The organism is Pseudomonas sp. FG13, from assembly GCF_057809755.1.
Genome location: NZ_JBMDKO010000036.1, coordinates 24,950 through 49,831 on the forward strand (window position 1 = coordinate 24,950; position 24,882 = coordinate 49,831).

Here is a 24,882-nt window from a genome sequence, read left to right on the forward strand (position 1 = left end):
AATGCCTGCCCATGCCTCATCCCACCGCCCTCAAGGTCCTGGTCATCGGTTATGTCTGGCCCGAGCCGCGTTCATCGGCAGCGGGCGGACACATCATGCAGATCCTGGAGGCATTCCTCGGACAAGGCTGGGACATCACGTTCAGCAGCCCGGCGAGGCCCGGGGAGAAGCGCGCGGACCTGATCGAACTGGGCATCCGAGAAGTGCCTATCGAACTCAATAACAGCAGTTTCGATGTGTTCGTCAGCGAGCTGGCACCGGACATCGTTCTGTTCGACCAGTTCATGATGGAAGAGCAATTCGGCTGGCGGGTCGAGAAACACTGCCCCGGCGCCTTGCGTGTGCTGGAAACGTCGGATTTGCAAAGCCTGCGCCACGCCCGGCACCAGCGCCTCAAGGACCGTTTGAAAGCTGATGAGACCTCCCAGGATTTCAGCGATCTTTTCGCGCCCGACCTGCCCGAAACCTTCCAATTGATGGCCGACACCGATATGGCCAAGCGCGAGATCGCCGCCTTGTACCGCTGCGATCTGAACCTGATGGTGTCCGAAGTCGAGATCGAACTGCTGGTGGAACAATTCAAGGTGCCCCGCAACCTCCTGCTCTGGTGCCCGTTGATGATTGATCTGCCGGCCACGCCACCGGCGCCATTCGAGGAACGGGCGCATTTCTTGAGTATCGGCAACTTCCGTCATGCGCCGAACTGGGATGCCGTGCTCTGGATGAAGAACGCCATCTGGCCACTGATCCGCCAGCAACTGCCGGGCGCGCAACTGCACCTGTACGGCGCGTACACACCGCCGAAAGCTGCCGCGCTGCACAATCCGGCCCAGGGATTCCATATCATGAACTGGGCCGAGGACGCCCTGCAGGTGATGTCGGCGGCCCGCATCTGCCTGGCGCCGCTACGTTTCGGCGCCGGCATCAAGGGCAAGCTGATCGAGGCCATGCTCTGCGGCACACCAAGCGTCACGACCCCCATCGGCGCCGAAGCCATGTCGGGGGAGATGCCATGGCCTGGGGATATCAGACAGAGCGCCGAAGACATCGCCCGCGCCGCCGTGCAGTTGTACAGCGACCCCGCTCTCTGGAACCAGGCCCGGGATGCTGGGCTGACGCTGCTGGCGGAGCGTTATCGCAAAGAGATTCATGGCCCGGCGCTGATTGAAAATATCCAGGCGTGCCGTGCCAACCTGGCGCAACGACGTCGTGACAATTTCACCGGCAGCATGTTGCGCCACCACCAGCACAAGAGCACCCAATACATGTCCCAGTGGATTGAAGAAAAGCACCGCAACAACGCGCCGGCGTAGGTGCCAGCATCAGTCATGGCATGGCGCCGGGCGACCATCGGAAGATGATTCGGGGTGGCACCCGCTCGGCGAAGGGGGCATTATCCAACGGCTATAACAATAAAAGTGCAGGCCCATGACCCGAACAGCAAGAGTCACCGACCCTTCCTACGAGTTGATGGATGACCATGACGGACTGTCCATCATCTATCGCCAGCATGGCTTTCCTTGCCCGTTGGTGCGCTGGCATTTCCATAAGGAATACGAGCTGCACCTGATCGTCGCCAGTTCCGGCAAGGTGTTCATTGGCGATTACATCGGCAACTTCTACCCGCAGACCCTGTTTCTCACCGGCCCCAACCTGCCCCACAACTGGATCAGCCAGGTGGCCGAGGACGAAGTGGTGCCCAAGCGCGACATGCTGGTGAATTTCACCGACGAGTTGTTCGAAAGCGGACACCAGGTATTTGCCGAACTCAAGACCATCGCGCCGTTGCTCGAACGGGCCCGCTACGGCATCGAGTTCCGCTGCAAGCGCACCATCCGCCAGGCAATGATCCTGATGCAGCGCATTGCCGACTCCCAGGGCATGAGCCGCCTGGGGTATTTCTTCATCCTGATGGAGTTGCTGGCCACCACGGATGACTATCAAGTGCTCTCCGGTGGCGCATCTTCGCAGATGACCGATGAGCACAGCATCGACCGTACCAACCGGGCCGTGGACTACATTTTTGCCCATTACGCTCGGGAACTGCCCCTGGAGGAAGTCGCCGAGCACCTGGGCATGAAACCCACCTACTTCAGCCGGGTGTTCAAACAGGCCACCGGTCGTTGCTTCATCGAATTCGTCAACCGCCTGCGCATCAGCAAATCCTGCGAACTGCTGGCCGACGGTGACAAACCGGTCACGGATGTCTGTTTCGAGTCGGGCTTCAATAACATCTCGAACTTCAACCGGCGCTTCCAGCAGCTCAAGGGCATGACCCCTTCCCATTACCGGCGGCTGGCGGTGCAGCGGTTGACCGAGCAGAACCAGGGCTGACACTTTGCTCCCCTGTGGCGAGGGGATTTATCCCCGCTGGGTCGCGAAGCGGCCCCTTGCGTTCTAATTGATACACCGCGGTGGCAGAGATATTTGGGGCCGCTTCGCAGCCCAGCGGGGATAAATCCCCTCGCCACAGGTAATCCTTTCACCAACCATCTTCGTCCAGTGCAAAAAAGTATCAGCACCAGTGCGACGGATGATTTGTCACGCCGGCCATTGAAGGCTGTAATCAGCGCACATTCTTCCCTTCATCCGGAAGACAAAAAACAATAACTGTCCTTCCGCCGCCTTTCGGCACGGAAAAGGAGTGCGCGATGAAACCTTCGGTAAAAGCTCTGCTTGTCTCCACCTGCATGACCCTCAGCAGCGTCAGTTTCGGCGCGCAGACCCTCACCATTGCCACCGTCAACAACAGCGACATGATCCGCATGCAGAAGCTCTCGAAAACCTTCGAGTCGGAGCATCCGGACATCAAGCTGAACTGGGTGGTGCTCGAAGAAAACGTCCTGCGCCAACGCCTGACCACCGACATCGCCACCCAGGGTGGACAGTTCGATGTGCTGACCATTGGCATGTACGAAGCTGCACTCTGGGGCGCCAAGGGTTGGCTGGAACCGATGAAAGATCTGCCAGCCTCCTACGACCTGGACGACGTCTTCCCTTCCGTGCGTGACGGCCTGTCCGTCAAGGGTTCGCTGTATGCCCTGCCGTTCTACGCCGAAAGTTCGATCACTTATTACCGCACCGACTTGTTCAAGGACGCCGGGCTGACCATGCCCGAACACCCGACCTGGACCCAGATCGGTGAGTTTGCCGAGAAACTCACCGACAAGAGCAAGGAACAATATGGCCTGTGCCTGCGGGGCAAGGCCGGTTGGGGCGAGAACATGGCGCTGATCACCACCCTGGCCAACGGCTACGGGGCGCGCTGGTTCGATGAGAAGTGGCAACCGCAATTCAATGGTCCCGAGTGGAAAGACGCGCTGACCTTCTACGTCGACAACATGAAGAAGTCCGGCCCTCCAGGTGCGTCGAGCAACGGCTTCAACGAGAACCTGGCCCTGTTCAACAGCGGCAAATGCGCGATCTGGGTCGATGCCAGCGTCGCCGGCTCGTTCGTGACCGACAAGACCCAGAGCAAGGTGTCCGATCATGTCGGCTTCACCTTCGCACCCCACGAAAAAACCGATAAAGGCACCTCCTGGTTGTACTCCTGGTCACTGGCAATCCCGACCAGCTCCAAGGCCAAGGATGCCGCCAAGGTCTTTACCAGTTGGGCGACCTCCAAGGAATACAGCCAACTGGTCGCCAAGACCGATGGCATCGCCAACGTACCGCCAGGCACCCGCACCTCGACCTACAGCGACGACTACATGAAAGCCGCGCCGTTCGCCAAGGTCACGCTGGAGTCGCTGAAAGTCGCCGACCCGAAAGCGCCGACCCTCAAGCCGGTGCCTTATATCGGTATCCAGTTGGTGACCATTCCCGAGTTCCAGGCCATCGGCACCCAGGTGGGCAAGTTCTTCTCCGGCGCACTGACCGGTCAGCAGAGCGTGGACCAGGCGTTGACCGCCGCGCAGTCCACCACCGAGCGCGAGATGAAGCGTGCCGGGTATCCCAAGTAACTGCGCCGCATCCATTTCTGTAGGAGATCCAGTGTGGGAGCGAGCCTGCTCGCGATGACGGTGTGACAGCCACCTCGATGGCGAAGGTCGGACGCTATCGCGAGCAGGCTCGCTCCCACAAGGAATTGCTCCCACATTTGGGTTCTTCATAGGCCCGCACAAAACGGTTCAATGCCATGAATACTTCAACGACAACTGCCAAAGCGCCTCTCGAAATTGCCGCACCGACGCGCAAGCTCCGCCTGGCGAACCCCGGCTGGTTCCTGGTCAGTCCATCGGTAGCCTTGTTGCTGTTGTGGATGATCGTGCCCCTGGGCATGACCGTCTACTTCTCGATGATCCGCTACAACCTGCTCTACCCCGGTGAAAACGAGTTCGTCGGGCTGGAGAACTTCACGTACTTCCTCACTGATTCGGGCTTCATACCCGGTGCCACCAATACTTTGTTGCTGGTGGGCAGTGTGCTGCTCATCAGTATCGTGTTCGGGGTTCTGATCAGTGCATTGCTGGAGGCCAGCGAGTTCTTTGGCCGCGGCATCGTCCGGGTCCTGCTGATCTCGCCGTTCTTCATCATGCCCACCGTGGGCGCACTGATCTGGAAGAACCTGATTTTCCACCCGGTCTCGGGGATCCTCGCTTCAGTGTGGAAACTGTTTGGCGCGCAGCCGGTGGACTGGCTGGCCCACTACCCGCTGCTGTCGATCATCATCATTGTCAGTTGGCAGTGGCTGCCCTTCGCGATCCTGATCCTGATGACGGCCATGCAGTCCCTCGACCAGGAACAGAAAGAAGCCGCCCGCCTGGACGGCGCCGGTCCGATCGCGATTTTCTGGCACTTGACCCTGCCGCATCTGGCGCGGCCGATTGCCGTCGTGGTGATGATCGAGACCATTTTCCTGTTGTCGGTGTTCGCCGAGATCTTCACCACCACCAACGGCGGCCCCGGCTACGCCTCGACCAACCTCGCCTACCTGATCTACAACCAGGCGCTGGTGCAGTTCGACGTCGGCATGGCTTCGGCCGGTGGCCTGATAGCCGTGGTCATTGCCAATATCGCCGCCATCATCCTGGTGCGGATGATCGGCAAAAACCTCACTGACAAGAACTGAGGCCGCCGCCATGACACTTCAACAATCCCGTCGGCTGCAAAGCCTGCTGCTGGGCACGCTGGCCTGGGCCATTGCGATCCTGATCTTCTTCCCGATCTTCTGGATGGTGCTGACCAGCTTCAAGACCGAAATCGATGCATTCGCCACGCCGCCGCAGTTCATTTTCACGCCGACGCTGGAGAACTACCTGCACATCAACGAACGCAGCGACTATTTCACTTTCGCCTGGAACTCGGTGGTGGTGTCCTTCAGTGCCACGGCTTTGTGCCTGCTGATCGCGGTACCGGCGGCCTACTCCATGGCGTTCTACGAAACCCAACGCACCAAGCGCACCTTGCTGTGGATGCTCTCCACCAAGATGCTGCCGCCGGTGGGCGTGCTGATGCCGATCTACCTGCTGGCCAAGAGCTTTGGCCTGCTGGACACCCGCACTGCGCTGATCATCATCTACACACTGATCAACCTGCCGATCGTGGTCTGGATGATTTACACCTACTTCAAGGACATTCCCCGCGACATCCTCGAAGCCGCGCGCCTGGACGGAGCCACCCTGTGGCAGGAGATGGTTCGAGTGCTGCTGCCGATTGCCAAGGGCGGCCTGGCCTCTACCGTGTTGCTGTCACTGATTCTGTGCTGGAACGAGGCCTTCTGGTCGCTGAACCTGACCTCGTCCAAAGCCGCACCACTGACAGCTCTGATCGCTTCCTACTCCAGCCCCGAAGGTTTGTTCTGGGCCAAATTGTCCGCCGTCTCGACCCTGGCCTGCGCGCCGATCCTGATCTTCGGCTGGATCAGCCAGAAGCAATTGGTCCGCGGTTTGTCCTTTGGCGCCGTGAAGTAACGCGCCCTACACCTAATCAGACGTGGAGGCCCATCATCATGGCCAACCTGAAAATCAAGAATCTGCAAAAAGGCTTCGAAGGCTTTTCCATCATCAAGGGTATCGACCTGGAAGTGAACGACCGCGAGTTCGTGGTCTTTGTCGGCCCGTCGGGCTGCGGCAAATCCACCCTGCTGCGGCTGATCGCCGGCCTGGAAGAGGTCAGCGACGGCACCATCGAGCTGGACGGGCGTGACATCACCGAAGTCAGCCCGGCCAAGCGCGACCTGGCGATGGTGTTCCAGACCTACGCCTTGTACCCCCACATGAGCGTGCGCAAGAACATGTCCTTCGCCCTGGATCTGGCGGGCGTGCCCAAGGCCGACGTCGAGAAGAAGGTCAACGAAGCGGCGCGTATCCTCGAACTGGGACCGATGCTCGAACGCAAACCCAAACAGCTGTCCGGCGGCCAGCGCCAGCGGGTGGCAATCGGCCGGGCCATCGTGCGCAATCCGAAGATCTTCCTGTTCGACGAACCGCTGTCCAACCTCGACGCCGCCTTGCGGGTGCAGATGCGCCTGGAACTGGCCCGGCTGCACAAGGAACTGCAGGCAACCATGATCTACGTGACCCACGATCAGGTCGAAGCCATGACCCTGGCCGACAAGGTGGTGGTGCTCAATAGCGGGCGCATCGAGCAGGTCGGCTCGCCCCTGGAGCTGTACCACCAGCCGGCCAATCTGTTTGTCGCCGGGTTTCTCGGCACGCCGAAAATGGGCTTTCTCAAGGGCAAGGTTAGCGCGCTCAACGGCCAGGGTTGCGAAATTCAGCTGGATGCGGGCACACGCATCCAGTTGCCGGTGAACGGCGCGAGCCTCAACGTCGGCAGCCCGGTCACCCTGGGCATCCGTCCGGAACACCTGAACCTGGCACAACCCGGTGAATGCACGCTGCAAGTGACCGCCGACGTGAGTGAGCGACTGGGCAGCGATACCTTCTGCCACGTCAACACCACGTCCGGTGAAGCCTTGACCATGCGAGTGCGCGGCGATCTGGCGAGCCGTTTCGGCGAGCAGTTGAACCTGCACCTGGACGCTCAACACTGCCATTTATTCGATGCCGATGGCGTAGCGGTCACCCGTGCGCTGCGCGCCGCCGCCTGATTACCGAGACTCGCGATGAAACTCAACCGCCAAAACCTGCATAACCTCAAGCCGGAAGTTGCCCTGCCCGCCTATCCCCTGGGCGATATCCGCCAGGGCATCGCCCACATCGGCGTCGGGGGCTTCCATCGGGCTCACCAGGCGTACTACACCGATGCGCTGATGAACACCGGCGCCGATCTGGACTGGGCCATCTGCGGCGTCGGGTTGCGGGCCGAAGACCGCCGCGCCCGGGATGACCTGGCCAGCCAGGACTATCTGTTCACCCTGTACGAACTGGGCGACAACGACGACACCGAAGTCCGCGTGATTGGCGCCATCAACGACATGTTGCTGGCCGAGGACGGCGCCCAGGTGCTGATCGACAAACTGGCGGATCCGCAGATCCGCATCGTTTCGCTGACGATTACCGAGGGCGGCTATTGCATCGACGACAGCAACGGCGAATTCATGGCCCATCTGCCGCAGATCCAGCACGACCTGGCCCACCCGGACGCGCCGACCACCGTGTTCGGTTTCCTCTGCGCCGCGCTGGCCAAACGCCGTGCCGCCGGGACATCGGCGTTCACCCTGATGTCCTGCGATAACCTGCCCCACAACGGCGCGGTGACCCGCAAGGCCCTGCTGGCCTTCGCCACGCGGCACGACGCCGAACTGGCGCAGTGGATCGACCACAACGTGAGCTTTCCCAACGCCATGGTCGACCGCATCACCCCCATGACCAGTGTCGCCCATCGCCTGCAGTTGCACGACGAACACGGGATCGACGATGCCTGGCCGGTGGTCTGCGAGCCGTTCGTGCAATGGGTACTGGAAGACAAATTCGTCAACGGGCGCCCGGCCTGGGAAAAGGTCGGTGTGCAGTTCACCGATGACGTTTCTCCCTACGAAGAAATGAAGATCAAACTGCTCAACGGCAGCCATCTGGCCCTGACCTACCTGGGGTTCCTCAAGGGCTATCGCTTCGTCCATGAAACCATGAACGACCCGTTGTTCGTGCGGTATATCCGTGCCTACATGGACCTCGACGTGACGCCGCAACTGGCCCCCGTACCGGGCATCGACCTGGGCGACTACAAGAACACCCTGGTGGAGCGTTTTTCCAATCAGGCCATCGCCGACCAGTTGGAACGGGTATGCTCGGACGGCTCGTCGAAGTTTCCGAAGTTCACCGTGCCGACCATCAACCGCCTGATAGCCGACGGCGGCGAAACCCGGCGCGCGGCGCTGGTGGTCGCGGCCTGGGCCGTGTACCTCAAAGGGGTGGACGAGAACGGCGTGAACTACACGATTCCCGACCCTCGGGCGGGATTCTGCCAGGCACTGGTGGCCGACGATGCGCTGGTGACCCAACGGATGCTGGAGGTCGAGGAGATTTTCGGCACAGCGATCCCGCGCTCGGCGGAGTTCGTCGCGGCCTTCGAATGGTGCTGCAACAGCTTGCGCGAGCATGGGGTGACCCGGACACTTGAGCGGGTGCTGGCCGACGCAGACTAAACTGCACACGGTTGATCGTTCCCACGCTCTGCGTGGGAATGTAGCCAGGGACGCTCTGCGCCCCACAAGCCGAACGCGGAGCGTCCGTTGAGGCATTCCCACGCAGAGCGTGGGAACGATCTGTCACGGTTCAGTGTCACGCACATGAGGGTTTCTATGGCAAGTCAACAGTTGTTCCTGGGCATCGACTGCGGCACCCAAGGCACCAAGGCCTTGATCCTGGATGCGAACAGCGGCCAGGTCCTGGGCCAGGGCGCTGCGGCCCACACCCTGATCAGTGGCGCGAATGGCCGGCGTGAACAAGACACCGGGCAATGGATCGATGCGTTCATCCAAGCCACTCACCAGGCCTTGGCAGACGCTGGTGTCGACGGCAAGGCCATACTTGGCATTGGCGTCTCCGGCCAGCAACATGGCCTGGTGTTGCTCGACGAGCAGGATCAGGTGCTGCGCCCGGCCAAGCTCTGGTGCGACACCGAAAGCGCCCCGCAAAACGATGATCTGCTAGTGTACCTGGGCGGTGAAAGCGGTGCCCTGGAGCGTCTCGGCGTAGTCATCGCTCCCGGCTACACGGTTTCCAAGCTGTTGTGGACCCGGGAACACCATCCGCAGATTTTTGCTCGCATCGCGCACATCCTGTTGCCCCACGACTTCCTGAACCACTGGCTCACCGGCCGTTACTGCAGCGAATACGGCGATGCCTCGGGCACGGGCTATTTCAACGTACGCACCCGTCAATGGGATCTGCAGCTGCTGCAACACATTGACCCCAGCGGCCGGTTGCAATCGGCGTTGCCGGAACTGATCGAGGCCCATCAGCCGGTCGGGCGGATCCTGCCGGGCATTGCCGCGCGCCTGGGCATCAACCCTGAGGCCATCGTGGCGAGCGGCGGCGGCGACAACATGATGGGCGCCATCGGCACCGGCAATATCCAGCCCGGCGTGATCACCATGAGCCTCGGTTCATCCGGCACGGTCTATGCCTATGCCAGCGAGCCCGCGGTCAGCCCCGAGGCCTCGGTCGCGACTTTCTGCTCATCCAGTGGTGGCTGGCTGCCGCTGATCTGCACCATGAACCTGACCAACGCCACCAGCGCCCTGCGCGAGCTGTTCGAGCTGGACATCGAGACCTTCAACGCCCTGGTGGCCCAGGCCCCGATCGGCGCCGAGGGAGTCTGCATGTTGCCGTTCCTCAACGGTGAACGCGTTCCCGCCCTGCCCCACGCCACCGCCAGCCTGCTGGGCCTGACCACCACCAACCTGAATCGGGCCAACCTGTGCCGGGCCGTGGTCGAAGGCACCACCTTCGGCTTGCGCTATGGCCTGGACCTGCTGCGCGCCACAGGGCTCGAGGCACGGAGCATCCGCCTGATCGGCGGCGGCTCGAAGAGCCCGGTATGGCGGCAGATCGTCGCCGACATCATGAACACCACGGTCATCTGCACCGAACAGAGCGAAGCGGCAGCCTTGGGCGCGGCGATTCAGGCGGCGTGGTGCCATTCCGGATCGCAACACAGCCTGGCCGAACTCTGCGAGCGTTGCGTCAAGCTCGACCCGGCCAGCGAAACCCGGCCGGTCGCCGAACATGTCGCGGCCGCCCAACAAGCCTATGAAACTTATCGACAACACGTCGCAACCCTTTGAGAGCAGACATCCATGTATCTGGTGTGTGGTGAAGCACTGTTTGATTTCTTCAGTGATCAAGAAAGCGGCGGCCCGGCCTCGCAGGTTAATTTCAAGGCCATCGCCGGCGGTTCGCCGTTCAACGTGGCGGTAGGGCTGCGTCGCCTGGGGGTGGAATCGGCGCTGTTTGCCGGGCTGTCCACCGACTTCCTGGGTCGGCGCTTGCAGCAGGTCCTGCTCAACGAAGGTGTCAGCGCAAAATACCTGCGGGACTTCGACGCACCGACCACCCTGGCGATGGTCGCCGTGGGGGCAAACGGCTCGCCCCACTACAGTTTTCGCGGTGAAGGCTGCGCGGATCGACAGCTGGGCCTGCAACACTTGCCCGAACTGGGGCCTGAAGTGAGTGGCCTGCATTTCGGCTCGTTTTGCCTGGTGGTGCAACCGATTGGCGATACCCTGTTGGCGCTGGCGCAGCGGGAGAGCGGCAAGCGCCTGATCAGCCTGGACCCGAACGTGCGACTCAACCCGCAGCCGGACATCGAGCTGTGGCGCTCACGGATTGCGACGCTGGTGGAGTACGCCGACCTGATCAAGGTCAGCGACGAAGACTTGAGCCTGCTCTATCCCGAACGGGATCCTCAGGTGGTGATCGAGGGCTGGCTGGAACATCGTTGCCAATTGGTATTCCTGACCCGTGGCGGCCAGGGCGCAACCGTGTTCAGCCGTCGCCATGGAACATGGTCGATGCCGGCCTGCTCAGTGACAATCGCCGACACCGTAGGCGCAGGGGATACCTTCCAGGCCGCATTGATTACCTGGTTGATCGAACAGCAACTGGATTCAGTCGAGGGTCTACTGACGCTGACCCGGGATCAGATCAGCGCCATGCTCGACTTTGCCATGCGTGCAGCCGCACTGACCTGCGGCAAGACCGGGCCAGACCTGCCCTATCGCCAGCAGTTGAACTGACAACTCGCCCCAGCGACTGCCGCTTCGTTCAAACATTGCGGCAGCCTGGGAGCATCAAAAGCCAGGCACCTGGCTTAACCCCCTTTTAATCCTGCGCTCCGACACTGGCCCGGACCGCGCCCTCCCCGCAAAGGCCCCGCGCGGCAGACCTCGATGCCAGGGCATCAGGTCGAGGCCCTCTGCTGCGGAATTCCGATCATGAACACTTCTGCGTTACTCGCCGCCGCGTCCTTGTTGGGCTTGGCCGGCATCACCGGTCTGGCTCAGGCCGACAATACCTCACAGCCCATGCCTTATCGCTATGGCATGCCATTGGAGATCAAGAAGGTGCTGTCACTGACGGAACCGTCCACACCTTATTGCGAAGTGATCACCGCACAAATGGTGTATATCGACAAGATGGGAGAAACCCGGGATGTTTCCTATCGCAAACTGACGGATGCCTGCACGAAGGGAGACTGAGTGGCATCTTCACACTGCAACTGGACGCCGGGTTCGGTTATTGGCCGGACCCAGGCGTCAGATGACCAAGACAAGGTCGCGATCAGCGCCCGGTCATACGGTGGTGTTGTTGATGAAAGTAGTTCCCGCTGCCGTGGTTGTGGTCGAGTTCGGTGCGCAACTCGGCAATCAGGTCGTTGATCGCCCGACAGCCCGTGAGTTTGTTGGCATCGATGTTGGACTTGATCAAGGCTACGCGATCGGTTTCATGATCGTCGAAAATCTTGATCGTCATCGTCAAGTCGGGTGACAAAGTGCATTGCGAACGCTTGGGCAGCAAACTGCTTTCAATGATATTGCGCATTTCGAGGGCAGATAAAAACATGGCAACTCTCTCCTGTTGAGGCGGCCAATTTATGTTTACAACGACGGTATTTCGTCCGTTTCTTCCCTGCGGACTGAACTACGAATACCGTGCCGTATGTTCATTTCTTGGCGTTCTGATCAATGAGTCCGGGAAGCGAACTCTTGAACCATCCCGCAAAAAATATGCCTGCATTTGCCACATTCTGGTTTGATATAAATCAACCATTTAGCGTACCGGTGCGCCGGCAGGCTCGTGCAAAATGCAAGTAAACAGCGATTTCCTTCTTGCAAACTGCATACAGAGTGCAATCACTTTATTGCTGTCGAAAGCTAGAGTAGACCCAATTTGCTAAAGCGGAGCCGGGCATCCGTCGGGTAGTTGAAAAAAGCGATGACAGGTCGTGGGTCACACCGCTTCGACGCCGGCGCGCTCCGCCACATGGCGCAAACTGTCAAAGTTGATGTTGGCCCCCGAGTCGATGGCGATCAACGTCTGGCCACGGGCACCGGTGCGAGCGACGTACTGTTTGATGCCCGCCACGGCCAGGGCACCGGAGGGCTCGGTGATGGAACGGGTATCGTCATAGATGTCCTTGATCGCCGCGCACAGCTGGTCGTCACTGACGGTCACCACCTCGTCGACGCAAAAGCGGCAGATATCGAAGCCATGGGCACCGATCTGCGCCACGGCGACACCGTCGGCGAAGGTCCCCACGGTCGGCAGGATGACGCGCTCTCCGGCGGCCAGCGCCGCCTGCAGGCAAGCGGAATGCTGGGATTCCACACCGATGATGCGAACGTCCGGACGCAGGTATTTAACGTAGGCCGCAACCCCGGCAATCAATCCCCCACCGCCAACCGGGACGAAGATGGCGTCCAGCGCACCGGCGTGCTGGCGCAGTATTTCCATGGCAACCGTGCCTTGTCCGGCAATGACATCCGGGTCATCGAACGGTGAAACGAACTCTCTACCGGTCTGCCGGGCCAGATCCAGCGCATGTTCCAGGGCAAACGGAAAACTCTCGCCATGCAGCAGCGCCTCGGCGCCCCGGTGACGGACGCCCAGCACTTTCAACTGCGGCGTGGTCACGGGCATGACAATACAGGCCGAGATCCCCAGCTCCCGTGCCGCCAATGCAACGCCCTGGGCATGGTTACCAGCCGAAGCGGTGATGACGCCACGGGCCCTCTGCTCCGGTGTCAATTGCACGAGTTTGTTGTAGGCGCCCCGGATCTTGAAAGAAAACGTCGGTTGCAGGTCTTCACGCTTGAGCAGGATCCGATTTCCCAGGGTTTCGGACAACGCAGGCGCCGCTTGCAGCGGCGTGCGCACGGCCAGTTCGTACACCGGCGCGGCGAGGATCTTCTTAACGTATTGCTCCAGCAACGTTTGCTCGGGGCGGGAAGCGGTCATGGCGGTCTCCTGGTTTGAATCGGGCCCAGGAGACAGAAAGAAAAAACCCGCCTCAAGGGCGGGTTGGGTGCAGCCGTCAGCTAGCCCGCCAAATAAGGAATGGCGGTAATAATGCTTGGCTGGCTGCGCAGTACGGTAGAAGTCATGGCTGGAAATTAGCCGGGCGCTGCTGGCAAGTCAATGGTGAATCGTTCATCCGTTTCAAATCGCCTGTGGAAGCGAGCCTGCTCGCGAAAGCGGTGTGTCAGCCAACATCCTGATCGCCAGAGACACCGTCACCGCAAATGGGCCGCGCGAACGCACCCAACGTATCGCGAAGTGCTTCCTGGCGTTCGCCAGGGACCTGGCAGGTCGTTCCAATCTTGTCGGTGACCGCCCAGAGCGCCTCGCGCAGCGCTTCTCCGGCATCGGTCAGGGCAACCAGTACCCGACGCTCATCCTCCCGGTCGCGGGTCCGAGTCACCTTGCCCGACGCCTCCAGACGCTTGAGCAAGGGCGTGATCGTCCCGGTATCCATCGCGAGCCTGGCCCCCAGCTCACCGACACTCCTGGGCGCATCATGGAACAGTTCCAGCATGACCAGGTACTGCGGGAAGGTCAGCCCCAGCGGATCCAGCAAGGGCTTGTGCAGGCGAATCATGCGATTGGAAGCACTGTACAAGGCAAAGGACAACTGATTCTCAGGCACCGCGTCCTGTAGCGAGTTATTATCTAGCACGCTAGACAATAGCGACTGCGGTCGAAGCGTTCCAGCCGCGTCCGGTGATATAAACATTGCCGCCTCCTCCCGCCCTGCGCTCCCGTACTCCCTGTCGGCGTCGAGTAACTGCTCCCGTGCCGCACGCAGGATCCGGTCGGACAATGACTGATCGTCGACTGCCCGGGCCAGCACCATTGCTCCCACCATCGTAGCGAGGAAGCTGATGGCCTGATCTTCACGAGAGCGGCCACGCTGCCAGGGCAGACGGGACCTGAAAGAGGCAATCATCCCGGCAACCCGACGGGTGAAGGCGCGCCGCATCCCCGGCTCGCGCGCCACCTCGACAGCCAGCGCAGGCATTGCACAGCCTGCTTCCGGATGATCACGGTGCCGCTCACTGAGGTACAAGGCCAGGACCGCCTCCTTCGGAGCAACACTGCCGGCGATGGTTTCCTCGATCTTGAGCGCCAACTGGTCCATCGCACGTTCGAGACTGGCGCAAGCCAGCGCATCCTTGGAATCGAAATGCGCATAGAAGGCACCATGGGTGAGGCCTGAAGCCTTCATCACCTCAGCAATGCTTGCCCCGGCGATCCCCTTGGCGCGAAAGAGTCGGGAGGCCTCTTCCAGGATTGTCTGGTAGCGCTCTGCGGTCAGGCCTGGGGGATATCTCATGGCAAATCCTGAATGTTTGGCTTGACGAATTGCATGATGATCATCATGCTCGGCGATAAATATGACAAGCATCATATATTACGACAAAAATATCGATCAGCTTTTCATCCACGACCGATCTGCCACAACCCACCTGAAAGAGTGCTACGCCATGACGACCGCTCTCGCGAATGAGGCTACACAGACCCTGAGGCCGCTGACCGGACGAATTGTGGCCCTGCTGGCAGGCCTGGCGGCCATCGGCATACTTTCCACGAACATCATTCTCCCGGCATTTCCGATCATTGGTGAAGACCTCGGTGTGAGTGCGCGGGAACTGGGCCTGACGCTGTCGAGCTTCTTCATCACGTTCGCCTTGGGCCAGCTCATCGTCGGGCCATTGGCCGATCGCTATGGACGCCAGAAACTGGTGCTAGGCGGACTGCTAGTATTTGTGGTCGGCACCGTTATCGGGGGGCTTGCCACCGATCTTGACGTGCTGATCGCCGGACGCGTCGTCCAGGCGCTGGGCGTCTGCGCAGCCTCGGTGTTGTCGCGGGCTATTGCGCGGGATCTGTTCGAGGGAGAAGCTCTTGCCCGTGCCTTGTCCCTGACCATGATCGCCACCGCCGCTGCGCCTGGTTTTTCCCCCCTGGCGGGCAGCGTGCTATCGGCCGTACTCGGATGGCGCGCCATCTTCATCCTTGTGGGACTGGCCGCCGTTGTCCTCGCGCTCTTTTACATTCGTGGCCTGGGAGAAACCCATCCAGCCGATCGCAGGGCGCCGCTCTCAGCCATGCGCGTGATTCGTGCCTATGGACGGTTGGCGCTGGATAAGCGGTTCATCCTGCCAGCCGTCTCAATGAGCCTCCTGATGAGCGGGCTGTTTGCCTCGTTCGCCGCGGCACCTGCCATCTTGATGAAAGGGATCGGCCTGACGTCATTGCAGACTGGCTTGTATTTCGCTGCCACGGTATTCGTCGTGTTCGGCGCCGGCATGGCGGCCCCCCGCCTCGCCCATCGCCACGGTCCCCGCATCGTCACCCTCCTGGGCATTGCCTGCGCCATGGCCGGCGGCGGCTTGCTTCTCGCGGGGCCTGCCGATCCAGGCCTTGGGCGCTACGCCCTCTCGATGGTGACATTCCTCTGGGGCATGGGACTCGCCAATCCGCTGGGTACCGCCATCACCATGGGGCCTTTCGGCAAAGAGGCCGGAATGGCCTCCGCACTGTTCGGCTTCATCTCCATGGGCGCTGCCGCGCTGAGCACCTGGCTGGCCTCGGTCTTGCCCTTTGCGCCGGTCACGGCCCTGGGCAGCATCCAGGCCGTGGCCTGCATGATTGCGCTGGTCCTGTTCATTCTGCGAGGCAGTCTCGCCAGATAAACCGCCAAGGCGCCCGTGCGCCGCTTTGTTCCTTTTCGTCAACAACTGGAGATTCAACATGCAAATCAAAGGCAGCGTGGCGCTGGTAACCGGCGCCAACCGTGGTTTGGGCAAGGCTTTCGTGCAAGCACTCCTGACGGCCGGTGCCGCCAAGGTCTACGCCGCAGCACGTGACCCCGGGACAATCGACGCCCAACCCAACGTGATCCCCATCAAACTCGACGTCACCCGTCCCGAAGACATCGCCGCGGCCGTCGCTCAAGCGCCGGACCTGACGCTATTGATCAACAACGCAGGCGTGAGCGGAATGGAAGGCCAGGAACGAGGCAACATCAGCCTGGAAACCCTACGCCATGAATTCGAGATCAATGCCATTGCCCCGCTGGCCACCAGCCAGGCCTTTGCGCCGATCCTGGCAGCGAACGGCGGCGGCGCCATCGTCAACATGCACTCGGCCCTGAGCTGGGTCAATCTCCCCGGCACCGTTACCTATTCGGCCAGCAAAGCGGCCGCCTGGTCGCTGACCAACGGCTTGCGCCTGCACCTGGCCGCCCAGGGCACATTGGTGGTGGGCGTGCACGTCGCATTCGTGGACACCGACATGACACGAGGCATCGAAGGCGTTCCAAAGGCATCCCCGCACGATGTGGTCCAACGCGTGCTTGAGGGGCTGATCAATGATCAGCCGGAAGTGCTGGCTGACGACACGAGCCACCATCTCAAGCAGAACCTGAGCAACGGCGTCTATCTGCAGCCGATTTCGTAAGACCAGAGAAACCGGACCTTGTGGGAGCGAGCCTGCTCGCGATGAGGGTGTGTCAGTCAACATTTCTATCGACTGATACATTGCCATCGCGAGCAGGCTCGCTCCCACCATTTTTCCGGGCGCCTACAGGATTCGACCCGGGTCATTTAAGCCCGATTTTATACAGCGCACCGTCGTCTTCATCCGTCAGGACATACAGATAACCATCCGGCCCCTGGCGCACGTCGCGGATCCGCTCCTGGAGTTCGCCCAGCAGACGCTCCTCGTGCACGACCTGGTCGCCTTCCATCTGCAAGCGAATCAGATTCCGGGACACCAACGCACCGATGAAGACATTGTGCTGCCAAGGCTTGAAACGCTCGTTGTCATAGAACGCCATGCCGCTGAGGCCCGGCGAAACTTGCCAGACATGGTGCGGGCCAAGCGCACCCTCTACATCCTTGCCCTTGGCTTCGGGAATTGGCGCACCGGAGTAGTTGATGCCATGGGTCGCCAGCGGCCAGCCGTAATTCTTGCCGCGCTCGATGATATTCAGCTCATCGCCGCCCTTGGGTCCATGCTCGTTTTCCCACAATGTGCCGCTCCAGGGATTGAGTGCAGCCCCTTGGGGATTGCGCAGGCCATAGGACCAGATCTCGGGACGGACATTCTTCTGGCCGACAAAGGGGTTGTCATCCGGCACCTTGCCGTCCGGGTAGATGCGCACGACCTTGCCTTGCAGCTTGTCCAGGTCCTGGGCCGTCGGGCGGTCGTTGTTCTCCCCCAAGGTGATGAACAGATACCCCTCCCGGTCGAAGACCAGCCGCGAGCCGAAGTGATTACCCGTGGAGAGCTTGGGCTGCTGACGGAAAATCACATCGAAGTTCTCCAGGCGCTTCGAGTCCTCGGAGAGCTGTCCACGCCCCACGGCGGTACCGGCCTTGCCGTCCTTGCCAGCCTCGGAGTAGGACAGGTATACGGTGCGATCCTGCTTGAAGTCAGGTGACAACACCACGTCCAGCAAGCCGCCCTGGCCGTTGGCCCATACCTCAGGTACACCGCTCAATGGCGCCGAGAGACGACCCTCGGGGCTCAGCAGGCGCAGATTGCCCGGTCGCTCCGTGACCAGCATGCCCCGCTGCCCCGGCAGGAATGCCACGGACCAGGGGTGCTTCAAGCCCCTGACCACGGTGGTCACCTCCACGCTGCCCTCCTCGCTCTTCAGTACCTGGGTTTGCGCGGCCCAGGCCGGCGCGGAAAGGATCAGGACGGCACTGGCGCAAAGCGCGGCCTGCAATGTCTTACGCAACATGCACACTTCCTTCTGAGGTGGAAAACAAGACGACTAGCGATTGCTGTCGTTCGAGTTTCTGGGTGGCGTACCGGATTCGATGGTGGGCCTGGGCGAACCCGGCGGCGGCCCCGAACGCGGGTAGCCGTTGCCGATACCGCCATTTTCCAGGGTCGGTCGACGGGGTACCGGTACCGTCGGGTTGTTGTGGATCGTCGGTACGTTGGGCTGGGTTCCCTGCATGCTGTTGGGATTGGCCCGACGTATGGGGTTGTTATAGGGGTTGTTGTTGCCCGGCAGATTCTGAGCCACGACCATGGGGCCCTGGCCGGGTGCAGCAGCCTGAACGATGGTGCTCAGTAATAGCGTGGTGATCGCAAGTACTAGCCTGTTCATCGGTACCTCCCTGCTTCGCGGAAATCGCTCAGGCATATCGAAAACACGCTACCGCGCAGGTTCACGGTTGTTAAGCGAAATGTCTGGTTGAAGATGTAACGAGGCTTCTCTGAGAGCAATCCTGTGGGAGCGAGCCTGCTCGCGATGGCTATGTTGACTGACACACCGCCATCGCGAGCAGGCTCGCTCCCACAGGGCACCTTCCGGGTGGGTATTCATCGAAGAGGCGCCGCCCTGCCACACCGCCAGCCGGCGCGCCATGGAAACTTTTTCAAAGGCCGGAAGGTCACCAGAGAGAACCCTTCACGGCAAGGAAACCGCACCATGGCACGGGCAATCTGGAAAGGCGCAATCAGTTTCGGGCTGGTCCACATTCCCGTGGCACTGGTCTCGGCGACGTCGTCCCAAGGTGTGGATTTCGACTGGCTGGACAAGCGCAGCATGGACCCGGTGGGCTACAAGCGGGTCAACAAGGTCACAGGCAAAGAGGTGACCAAGGAAGACATCGTCAAGGGCGTCGAGTACCAGAAAGGCCAGTACGTGCTACTCAGCGAAGAAGAAATCCGCTCCGCCCATCCCAAGTCCACCCAGACCATCGATATTTTCTCCTTCGTCGACAGCGAAAAGATTCCACTGCAGAACATCGACACGCCCTACTTCCTAGCCCCTGACAAGCGTGGCGGCAAAGTCTACGCCTTGCTTCGCGAAACCCTGGTCAAGACCAACAAGGTGGCCCTGGCCCACGTCGTCTTGCATACCCGCCAGCACCTGGCGGCATTGATGCCCCTGGAGTCGGCCCTGGTGCTGGTGATGCTGCGCTGGCCGGCGGAAGTGCGTGAGCTGGACATCCTCGAACTGGGCGACGAGGTTACCAAGCCGAACCTGGTCAAAGGCGAGCTGGAAATGGCCAAGCGCCTGGTGCAAGACATGAGCGCCGACTGGGAACCCCAGAACTATCGGGACAGTTTCCAGGACAAGATCATGGAGCTGGTGGAGAAGAAGGCCAACGAAGGCCGGCTCGAAGCGGTGGAGACCGACCCCGGCGAAGAACAGCGCAAGACCGCGGACGTCATCGACCTCACCGAACTGCTCAAGCGCAGCCTGGGCGGCAAAGGCAAGACCGCCGACAAGCCTGCCACAAAGGCCGCCGCAAAACCTGCTAAGGCCAAATCCGCTCCCGCAAAAAAAGCCACCAAAGCCTCCCGGGGCTAAACCACGGACGCCAGCGATACAAGGGAACCTGTCATGGCCAAGGCCGAGAGTGAATCTGCCCGTACATCCAAGAAAACCGCTACCAGCCACACCCAACGAAACCGGGCGCATCAGAACACGCGCCTGCCAGAACGGCTGTTGCCGCAACTGGCAACACCTGTGGAGCAACCGCCGTCGGGCGAATGGCGCTATGAAGTCAAATTTGATGGCTATCGGTTGCTGACCCGCATCGAGGGTGGCGAAGTCCGCCTGTTCAGCCGCGATCATCAAGACTGGACCGAACGCCTCAAGTTGCACGCCGAGGCCCTGGCCGAGCTGAACCTGGGAGACAGCTGGCTGGACGGTGACCTGGTGCTGCTCGACGAAACCGGCCAGTCCGACATGGCGGCCCTGCGAGATGCTTTCGAGATCGGCCGCACCGTAGACATGGTCTACGTGTTGTTCGACGCACCGTTTCTCAACGGCGAGGACCTGCGACAGACGCCTGTGGAAGAGCGGCGCGCGGCGTTGAGAAAAGCGCTCAAGCATCACGGTGGCAAGCGACTGCGCTTCTCCGAAGCCTTTTTCGCCAACGAGGATGAGATTCTGGAAAGCGCCAGCGCCCTCTCCCTGGACCGTGTAGTCGGTAAGCGCCAGGGTAGCCCTTACGTGTCACGGCGCAGCAGCGACTGGGTCAACCTGAAGTGCCGGCTGCGCCAGGCTTTCGTGATCGTCGGGTTCACCCATCCTCAAGGCAGGCGCAACGGCTTCGGAGCCTTGTTGCTCGCAGTCAAGGACCCCGCGGGGTGGGTGTATGCCGGGCGGGTCAGCAGCGGGTTCAGCCAGGATGAAATCAAACGATTGCATGAGCGACTTGCCGCCCAGGAGCGTGATGCTTCGCCCCTGGCCAAACCTGTCAAGCCGACACAGGGGCGCGGCGTGCAGTGGGTAGAGCCTGAGCTGGTCTGTGAGATCGAGTTCACCGAATGGACCGCCGGCGGCCTTGTGCGCCAGGCCGCTTTCGTGGACATGCTCGACGATATGCCGGCGGAAAAGATTGTCCGCGAGCACCCTCTGCCGAAAAAAACCAGGACGTCGAAACCCAAGCGCGGCGGCAAGGAGCACGACGTGGAAGTCGCCGGCGTGAAGATCACCCATCCAGAGCGCGTCATCGACAGCCTCAGTGGCGTGCAGAAAGTCGAACTGGCGCAGTATTACGCGGACATCGCACCGTGGATCCTGCCCCATCTGAAACTGCGGCCCGTCGCGTTGTTGCGGGCACCCGACGGAATCGGCGAAGAACAGTTCTTCCAGAAGCACGCCGATCGCCTGGAAATTCCTCATATCCGGCAGCTGGATCCGGGACTGGACCCAGGTCATGCCGCCCTGATGGAAATCGACAGTCTCCCGGCCCTCATCAGTGCGGCGCAGATGGGCGCGGTGGAACTGCACACCTGGACCGCCACTCACGACCGGATCGAAACGCCGGACCTGTTCGTCCTGGACCTGGACCCTGACCCGTCGCTGCCCTGGAGTGCCATGCTCGAGGCCACTCGCATGACCTTGTCCTTGCTCGATGAGCTGGGCCTGCAGGCGTTCCTCAAGACCAGCGGCGGCAAAGGCATGCACATCATCGTTCCGTTGGCGCGAAGCGAAAGCTGGGATGTCACCAAGGCCTTCGCGAAAGCCATCTCGCAATTCATGACCCGGCAGATGCCGAAGCGGATCACCGCAACCATGGGACCCAAGAACCGGATCGGGAAGGTTTTCGTCGATTACCTGCGCAACACCCGAGGCGCCAGCACGGTGGCTGCCTACTCGGTACGCGCCCGGCCGGGCCTACCGGTATCGATGCCAATCGCCAGGGCTGAACTCGACGGCCTGCGCAATGCCCAGCAATGGGATATCCAGACGGCCCTCGAACGGGCCAGAGGTCTGGGCGCCGATCCATGGGAAGGCTACAGCCATCGCCAACGGATCACCGCCAGGATGTGGGAACAACTGGACGCAGAAAAACCCGGGGAGTGAACAAATGCTCTTGGTAGGAGCTGGCAAGACTTCAGATCCAGATGAACACCGCCAGCAGGCCGCCAAAAAACGCCCACTTCTGGAGGTAATACAACTTTCGGTTGCGCTTCTTGAGGGCCTTGCCCTGCAAGCGAATCTTGTAGAGCCTGGAGAACGCCCGGTTCAATCCACCCGTCTTGTCGCCGGCATCGTTAGGCGCACCCGCAGCGGCCATCACGGTGCGGCTGAACCAGCGATTGAAGGCTGTTGCCCAGCGAAACCGCATTGGCCGCTCGACGTCGCAAAACAAAATGATGCGGTTCTGAGAAGTGGTGTTTTCGGCGTAATGAATGAAGGTTTCGTCGAAGACCACCGCCTCGCCATCGCGCCAATGGTAAGGCTCGCCATCGACGTTGATATAGCAACCGGCATCGTTGGGGGTTTCCAGGCCCAGGTGATACCGATAGGAGCCGGCGTACGGATCGCGGTGCCGAACCAGTTTGGAACCGGGCGGCAGCTCGGCAAACATCGCCGCCTTGATCGAACCGATGCTCTGCACCAGTTCAGTGGTGCGTGGACACAACTTCATGGCCGAGGGGTGACTGTCGCCGTACCATTTCAGGTAGAAGCGCTTCCAGCCGGTCTTGAAGAACGAATTGAAACCCACGTCGTCGTATTGATTTGAGCGCTTGATCGCCCCCGCCTGCAACAGGCTCTGGCCCTCGGCGCGGATTTCTTCCCAGTGGGCCTGCAGGGGGCTCAGATCAGGGAAGTCCGCCGGGCTCAGGTACGGCTTGTTGGGCAACTTCGAACACAGGTAAAGCAGGCAATTGACAGGCGCCAGGAAGGACGAGTGGTCGCTCAGCTGGCGTCCGAGCTTGTGCCGCACGCGTCCGCGCAGGTGTACATAGCCGATGGACAGGATGTAGATCGCAGCAATGATGAGTTTCACGGAATCGTCACGCACTGGAGTGAACGGGTTGCGTCCCCTGGCCAACCAAGCGGCAAAAGAGACGCATCAAGAGAGATGGCATTTTAGTCACATGTTGTAACTGAAAGTTATCCTCATTTGTGAAAAACTGTCTTGCCCGGGCAATACCCTATCGTTAACGCGGCCAGATCAGTACAATCGCCGCCAAATATTATGCGCCCCCCTTTTGGCCGACACCGTGAACCGGTTTCGCGCACATCCATTCGGGCTCGGCGCTTCGTATGCTGCTGTCCTCTTATGCCGGATGGACCCTTGCGCCTGTGACCGCGCCGCCTTTGCACGGTTGTGGATCGGCGCAGACAGGTACTGAACAGGTACTGCCGCACCCTTAGCTACTCTGAATGTTCCGCAGGATAAACCTTTGATCTCTACAGCTAACATCACGATGCAGTTCGGCGCCAAGCCGCTGTTCGAAAACGTCTCTGTCAAATTCGGCGCGGGCAACCGCTACGGCCTGATCGGCGCCAACGGTTGCGGCAAGTCGACCTTCATGAAGATCCTCGGCGGCGACCTCGAGCCATCTGGCGGCCAAGTCATGCTCGAGCCGAACGTGCGCCTGGGTAAACTGCGCCAGGACCAGTTCGCCTACGAGCAATTCACTGTCATCGACACCGTGATCATGGGTCACGAAGAGCTGTGGAAGGTCAAGGCTGAGCGCGATCGCATCTATTCGCTGCCGGAAATGACCGAAGAAGACGGCATGGCCGTGGCCGAGCTGGAAACCGAGTTCGCCGAAATGGACGGCTACACCGCCGAATCCCGAGCTGGTGAGCTGTTGCTGGGCCTGGGCATTCCGCTGGAGCAGCATTTCGGCCCGATGACCGAAGTCGCGCCAGGCTGGAAACTGCGGGTACTGCTCGCCCAGGCGCTGTTCTCCGATCCGGAAGTGCTGTTGCTCGACGAACCGACCAACCACCTTGACATCAACACCATCCGCTGGCTGGAAAACATTCTCACGGCGCGTAACAGCACCATGATCATCATTTCCCACGACCGGCACTTCCTGAACAGCGTCTGCACCCACATGGCCGACCTGGATTACGGCGAGCTGCGCCTGTTCCCGGGCAACTATGACGAGTACATGATCGCAGCGACCCAGTCCCGCGAGCAGTTGCTGTCGGACAACGCCAAGAAAAAAGCCCAGATCGCCGAACTGCAGACCTTCGTCAGCCGCTTCTCGGCCAACGCCTCGAAAGCCAAGCAGGCGACTTCCCGCGCCAAGCAGATCGACAAGATCCAGCTCGCCGAGGTCAAGCCATCGAGCCGCGTGAGTCCGTTCATCCGCTTCGAGCAGAACAAGAAGCTGCACCGCCAGGCGGTGACCATCGAGCGGATGTCCAAGGGCTTCGACGGCAAGACCCTGTTCAAGAACTTCAGCTTCACCGTCGAAGCCGGCGAGCGCGTCGCGATCATCGGCCCCAACGGTATCGGCAAGACCACCCTGCTGCGTACCCTGATGGGCGAGCTGGCGCCGGACGCCGGCTCGGTGAAGTGGACCGAGAGCGCGGAACTGGGCTACTACGCCCAGGACCATGCCCACGACTTCGCCGACGATGTCAGCCTGTTCGACTGGATGGGCCAGTGGACCCAGGGCGAACAGATGATCCGTGGCACTTTGGGCCGCATGCTGTTTTCCAACGACGAGATCCTCAAGTCGGTCAAGGTCATCTCCGGTGGTGAACAGGGCCGCATGCTCTTCGGCAAGCTGATCCTGCAGAAACCGAACGTGCTGGTGATGGACGAACCGACCAACCACCTGGACATGGAATCCATCGAAGCGCTGAACCTGGCGCTGGAAAACTACCCGGGCACGCTGATCTTCGTCAGCCACGACCGTGAGTTCGTCTCGTCCCTGGCCACCCGTATCATCGAGCTGAGCGCTGATGGCGTGGTCGACTTCAGCGGCACTTATGACGACTACCTGCGCAGCCAGGGTGTGATGTTCTAAGAGCAGCTCTGAGCCGCAAGCCGCAAGTGAAAAGCCCTGTCCAATGTGACAGGGCTTTTTTCATTTCAAGGGCACAAGACCTGTGGGAGCGAGCCTGCTCGCGATGGCGGTGTGTCAGCCGGGATTTTGATCAACTGACGCACCGCCATCGCGAGCAGGCTCGCTCCCACAAGGGGATCTGCGGTGATCTTCAATCCGCGGATTTAGT

The 24,882-nt window shown here is 60.8% G+C and carries 20 protein-coding genes and 1 pseudogene; 15 read left to right on the forward strand and 6 right to left on the reverse strand.

Going from position 1 to position 24,882, the window contains the following annotated elements; all coding sequences use genetic code 11:
- The first annotated feature begins 11 nt into the window (after window positions 1–11).
- The 10 genes from ACODTO_RS22505 to ACODTO_RS22550 all read left to right on the forward strand — a co-directional run bounded on the left by ACODTO_RS22505 (window position 12) and on the right by ACODTO_RS22550 (window position 11,608).
- Window positions 12–1,313 (forward strand): glycosyltransferase, encoded by a 1,302-nt coding sequence (locus ACODTO_RS22505; protein WP_489107070.1) that lies wholly within the window; start codon window positions 12–14, stop codon window positions 1,311–1,313.
- A gap of 115 nt (window positions 1,314–1,428) precedes the next feature.
- Entirely contained in the window at window positions 1,429–2,334 is a 906-nt protein-coding gene (locus ACODTO_RS22510) for an AraC family transcriptional regulator (protein ID WP_139645512.1), read from the forward strand.
- 317 nt (window positions 2,335–2,651) lie between these two features.
- Window positions 2,652–3,962: an ABC transporter substrate-binding protein gene (locus ACODTO_RS22515; RefSeq protein WP_175362638.1), complete on the forward strand. Its 1,311-nt coding sequence runs from the start codon at window positions 2,652–2,654 to the stop codon at window positions 3,960–3,962.
- Window positions 3,963–4,138: 176 nt separating this feature from the next.
- On the forward strand, window positions 4,139–5,071 hold the full coding sequence (locus tag ACODTO_RS22520; protein ID WP_139645508.1) for a carbohydrate ABC transporter permease: 933 nt from the start codon (window positions 4,139–4,141) through the stop codon (window positions 5,069–5,071).
- A 10-nt stretch (window positions 5,072–5,081) separates the two neighbouring features.
- Window positions 5,082–5,912 (forward strand): carbohydrate ABC transporter permease, encoded by an 831-nt coding sequence (locus tag ACODTO_RS22525; protein WP_139645506.1) that lies wholly within the window; start codon window positions 5,082–5,084, stop codon window positions 5,910–5,912.
- Between the two features lie 38 nt (window positions 5,913–5,950).
- The gene (locus ACODTO_RS22530) at window positions 5,951–7,054 is read left to right on the forward strand and encodes an ABC transporter ATP-binding protein (RefSeq protein WP_175362637.1); all 1,104 of its coding nucleotides are present in this window, start codon (window positions 5,951–5,953) and stop codon (window positions 7,052–7,054) included.
- Window positions 7,055–7,069: 15 nt separating this feature from the next.
- Window positions 7,070–8,551, forward strand: a complete 1,482-nt coding sequence (locus ACODTO_RS22535; protein ID WP_139645502.1) for a mannitol dehydrogenase family protein — start codon at window positions 7,070–7,072, stop codon at window positions 8,549–8,551.
- Window positions 8,552–8,707: 156 nt separating this feature from the next.
- Window positions 8,708–10,195, forward strand: coding sequence for a xylulokinase (gene xylB / locus ACODTO_RS22540; RefSeq protein ID WP_489107071.1), 1,488 nt, complete (start codon window positions 8,708–8,710; stop codon window positions 10,193–10,195).
- A gap of 12 nt (window positions 10,196–10,207) precedes the next feature.
- Window positions 10,208–11,146, forward strand: a complete 939-nt coding sequence (locus ACODTO_RS22545; protein WP_175362634.1) for a carbohydrate kinase family protein — start codon at window positions 10,208–10,210, stop codon at window positions 11,144–11,146.
- Window positions 11,147–11,344: 198 nt separating this feature from the next.
- Window positions 11,345–11,608, forward strand: a complete 264-nt coding sequence (locus ACODTO_RS22550) for a DUF2790 domain-containing protein (RefSeq protein ID WP_489107072.1) — start codon at window positions 11,345–11,347, stop codon at window positions 11,606–11,608.
- An 82-nt stretch (window positions 11,609–11,690) separates the two neighbouring features.
- Here ACODTO_RS22550 and ACODTO_RS22555 read toward each other — a convergent pair whose 3' ends face one another.
- From ACODTO_RS22555 to ACODTO_RS22565, 3 genes and pseudogenes are all read right to left on the reverse strand, one after another.
- Complete coding sequence (locus tag ACODTO_RS22555) at window positions 11,691–11,972, reverse strand: DUF1652 domain-containing protein (protein ID WP_175362633.1); 282 nt, start codon at window positions 11,970–11,972, stop codon at window positions 11,691–11,693.
- Window positions 11,973–12,377: 405 nt separating this feature from the next.
- Window positions 12,378–13,367 (reverse strand): annotated as a pseudogene (gene ilvA / locus ACODTO_RS22560) (threonine ammonia-lyase, biosynthetic); the annotation flags it as partial.
- 244 nt (window positions 13,368–13,611) lie between these two features.
- The gene (locus tag ACODTO_RS22565; RefSeq protein ID WP_489107073.1) at window positions 13,612–14,742 is read right to left on the reverse strand and encodes a transcriptional regulator, SarA/Rot family; all 1,131 of its coding nucleotides are present in this window, start codon (window positions 14,740–14,742) and stop codon (window positions 13,612–13,614) included.
- A 151-nt stretch (window positions 14,743–14,893) separates the two neighbouring features.
- Between ACODTO_RS22565 and ACODTO_RS22570 the strand changes: the two genes are divergently transcribed.
- Both ACODTO_RS22570 and ACODTO_RS22575 read left to right on the forward strand, forming a co-directional pair.
- On the forward strand, window positions 14,894–16,105 hold the full coding sequence (locus tag ACODTO_RS22570) for a multidrug effflux MFS transporter (protein ID WP_489107074.1): 1,212 nt from the start codon (window positions 14,894–14,896) through the stop codon (window positions 16,103–16,105).
- 58 nt (window positions 16,106–16,163) lie between these two features.
- A complete protein-coding gene (locus tag ACODTO_RS22575) occupies window positions 16,164–16,871 on the forward strand; it encodes an SDR family oxidoreductase (RefSeq protein ID WP_489107075.1) in 708 nt (235 codons plus the stop codon).
- 142 nt (window positions 16,872–17,013) lie between these two features.
- Here ACODTO_RS22575 and ACODTO_RS22580 read toward each other — a convergent pair whose 3' ends face one another.
- Both ACODTO_RS22580 and ACODTO_RS22585 read right to left on the reverse strand, forming a co-directional pair.
- Window positions 17,014–18,162 carry a PQQ-dependent sugar dehydrogenase gene (locus tag ACODTO_RS22580; protein ID WP_489107076.1) on the reverse strand — a complete coding sequence of 383 codons (1,149 nt, stop codon included), beginning with the start codon at window positions 18,160–18,162 and terminating at the stop codon, window positions 17,014–17,016.
- Between the two features lie 33 nt (window positions 18,163–18,195).
- Window positions 18,196–18,537 carry a hypothetical protein gene (locus ACODTO_RS22585; protein WP_464711846.1) on the reverse strand — a complete coding sequence of 114 codons (342 nt, stop codon included), beginning with the start codon at window positions 18,535–18,537 and terminating at the stop codon, window positions 18,196–18,198.
- A 324-nt stretch (window positions 18,538–18,861) separates the two neighbouring features.
- On the opposite strand from ACODTO_RS22585, the gene ku reads away from it, so the two are divergent.
- Both ku and ligD read left to right on the forward strand, forming a co-directional pair.
- A complete protein-coding gene (gene ku / locus ACODTO_RS22590) occupies window positions 18,862–19,749 on the forward strand; it encodes a non-homologous end joining protein Ku (protein ID WP_139645480.1) in 888 nt (295 codons plus the stop codon).
- A 33-nt stretch (window positions 19,750–19,782) separates the two neighbouring features.
- On the forward strand, window positions 19,783–21,756 hold the full coding sequence (ligD, locus tag ACODTO_RS22595; RefSeq protein ID WP_489107077.1) for a DNA ligase D: 1,974 nt from the start codon (window positions 19,783–19,785) through the stop codon (window positions 21,754–21,756).
- A 31-nt stretch (window positions 21,757–21,787) separates the two neighbouring features.
- On the opposite strand, the gene lpxO is transcribed toward ligD, so the two are convergent.
- Entirely contained in the window at window positions 21,788–22,687 is a 900-nt protein-coding gene (gene lpxO / locus ACODTO_RS22600; RefSeq protein ID WP_139645476.1) for a lipid A hydroxylase LpxO, read from the reverse strand.
- 400 nt (window positions 22,688–23,087) lie between these two features.
- Between lpxO and ACODTO_RS22605 the strand changes: the two genes are divergently transcribed.
- Window positions 23,088–24,674, forward strand: coding sequence for an ABC-F family ATPase (locus tag ACODTO_RS22605; protein WP_024781069.1), 1,587 nt, complete (start codon window positions 23,088–23,090; stop codon window positions 24,672–24,674).
- Window positions 24,675–24,882: the final 208 nt, after the last annotated feature.

Coding starts and splice junctions, on each gene's coding strand:
- xylB (WP_489107071.1), top strand. CDS start 8,708: ATGGCAAGTCAACAGTTGTTCCTGGGCATCGACTGCGGCACCCAAGGC.
- ACODTO_RS22535 (WP_139645502.1), top strand. CDS start 7,070: ATGAAACTCAACCGCCAAAACCTGCATAACCTCAAGCCGGAAGTTGCC.
- ACODTO_RS22580 (WP_489107076.1), bottom strand. CDS start 18,162: ATGTTGCGTAAGACATTGCAGGCCGCGCTTTGCGCCAGTGCCGTCCTG.
- ACODTO_RS22575 (WP_489107075.1), top strand. CDS start 16,164: ATGCAAATCAAAGGCAGCGTGGCGCTGGTAACCGGCGCCAACCGTGGT.
- ligD (WP_489107077.1), top strand. CDS start 19,783: ATGGCCAAGGCCGAGAGTGAATCTGCCCGTACATCCAAGAAAACCGCT.
- ACODTO_RS22545 (WP_175362634.1), top strand. CDS start 10,208: ATGTATCTGGTGTGTGGTGAAGCACTGTTTGATTTCTTCAGTGATCAA.
- ACODTO_RS22555 (WP_175362633.1), bottom strand. CDS start 11,972: ATGTTTTTATCTGCCCTCGAAATGCGCAATATCATTGAAAGCAGTTTG.
- ACODTO_RS22585 (WP_464711846.1), bottom strand. CDS start 18,537: ATGAACAGGCTAGTACTTGCGATCACCACGCTATTACTGAGCACCATC.
- ACODTO_RS22520 (WP_139645508.1), top strand. CDS start 4,139: ATGAATACTTCAACGACAACTGCCAAAGCGCCTCTCGAAATTGCCGCA.
- ACODTO_RS22570 (WP_489107074.1), top strand. CDS start 14,894: ATGACGACCGCTCTCGCGAATGAGGCTACACAGACCCTGAGGCCGCTG.
- ACODTO_RS22525 (WP_139645506.1), top strand. CDS start 5,082: ATGACACTTCAACAATCCCGTCGGCTGCAAAGCCTGCTGCTGGGCACG.
- ACODTO_RS22505 (WP_489107070.1), top strand. CDS start 12: ATGCCTCATCCCACCGCCCTCAAGGTCCTGGTCATCGGTTATGTCTGG.
- ACODTO_RS22510 (WP_139645512.1), top strand. CDS start 1,429: ATGACCCGAACAGCAAGAGTCACCGACCCTTCCTACGAGTTGATGGAT.
- ACODTO_RS22565 (WP_489107073.1), bottom strand. CDS start 14,742: ATGAGATATCCCCCAGGCCTGACCGCAGAGCGCTACCAGACAATCCTG.
- ACODTO_RS22515 (WP_175362638.1), top strand. CDS start 2,652: ATGAAACCTTCGGTAAAAGCTCTGCTTGTCTCCACCTGCATGACCCTC.
- ACODTO_RS22530 (WP_175362637.1), top strand. CDS start 5,951: ATGGCCAACCTGAAAATCAAGAATCTGCAAAAAGGCTTCGAAGGCTTT.
- ku (WP_139645480.1), top strand. CDS start 18,862: ATGGCACGGGCAATCTGGAAAGGCGCAATCAGTTTCGGGCTGGTCCAC.
- ACODTO_RS22550 (WP_489107072.1), top strand. CDS start 11,345: ATGAACACTTCTGCGTTACTCGCCGCCGCGTCCTTGTTGGGCTTGGCC.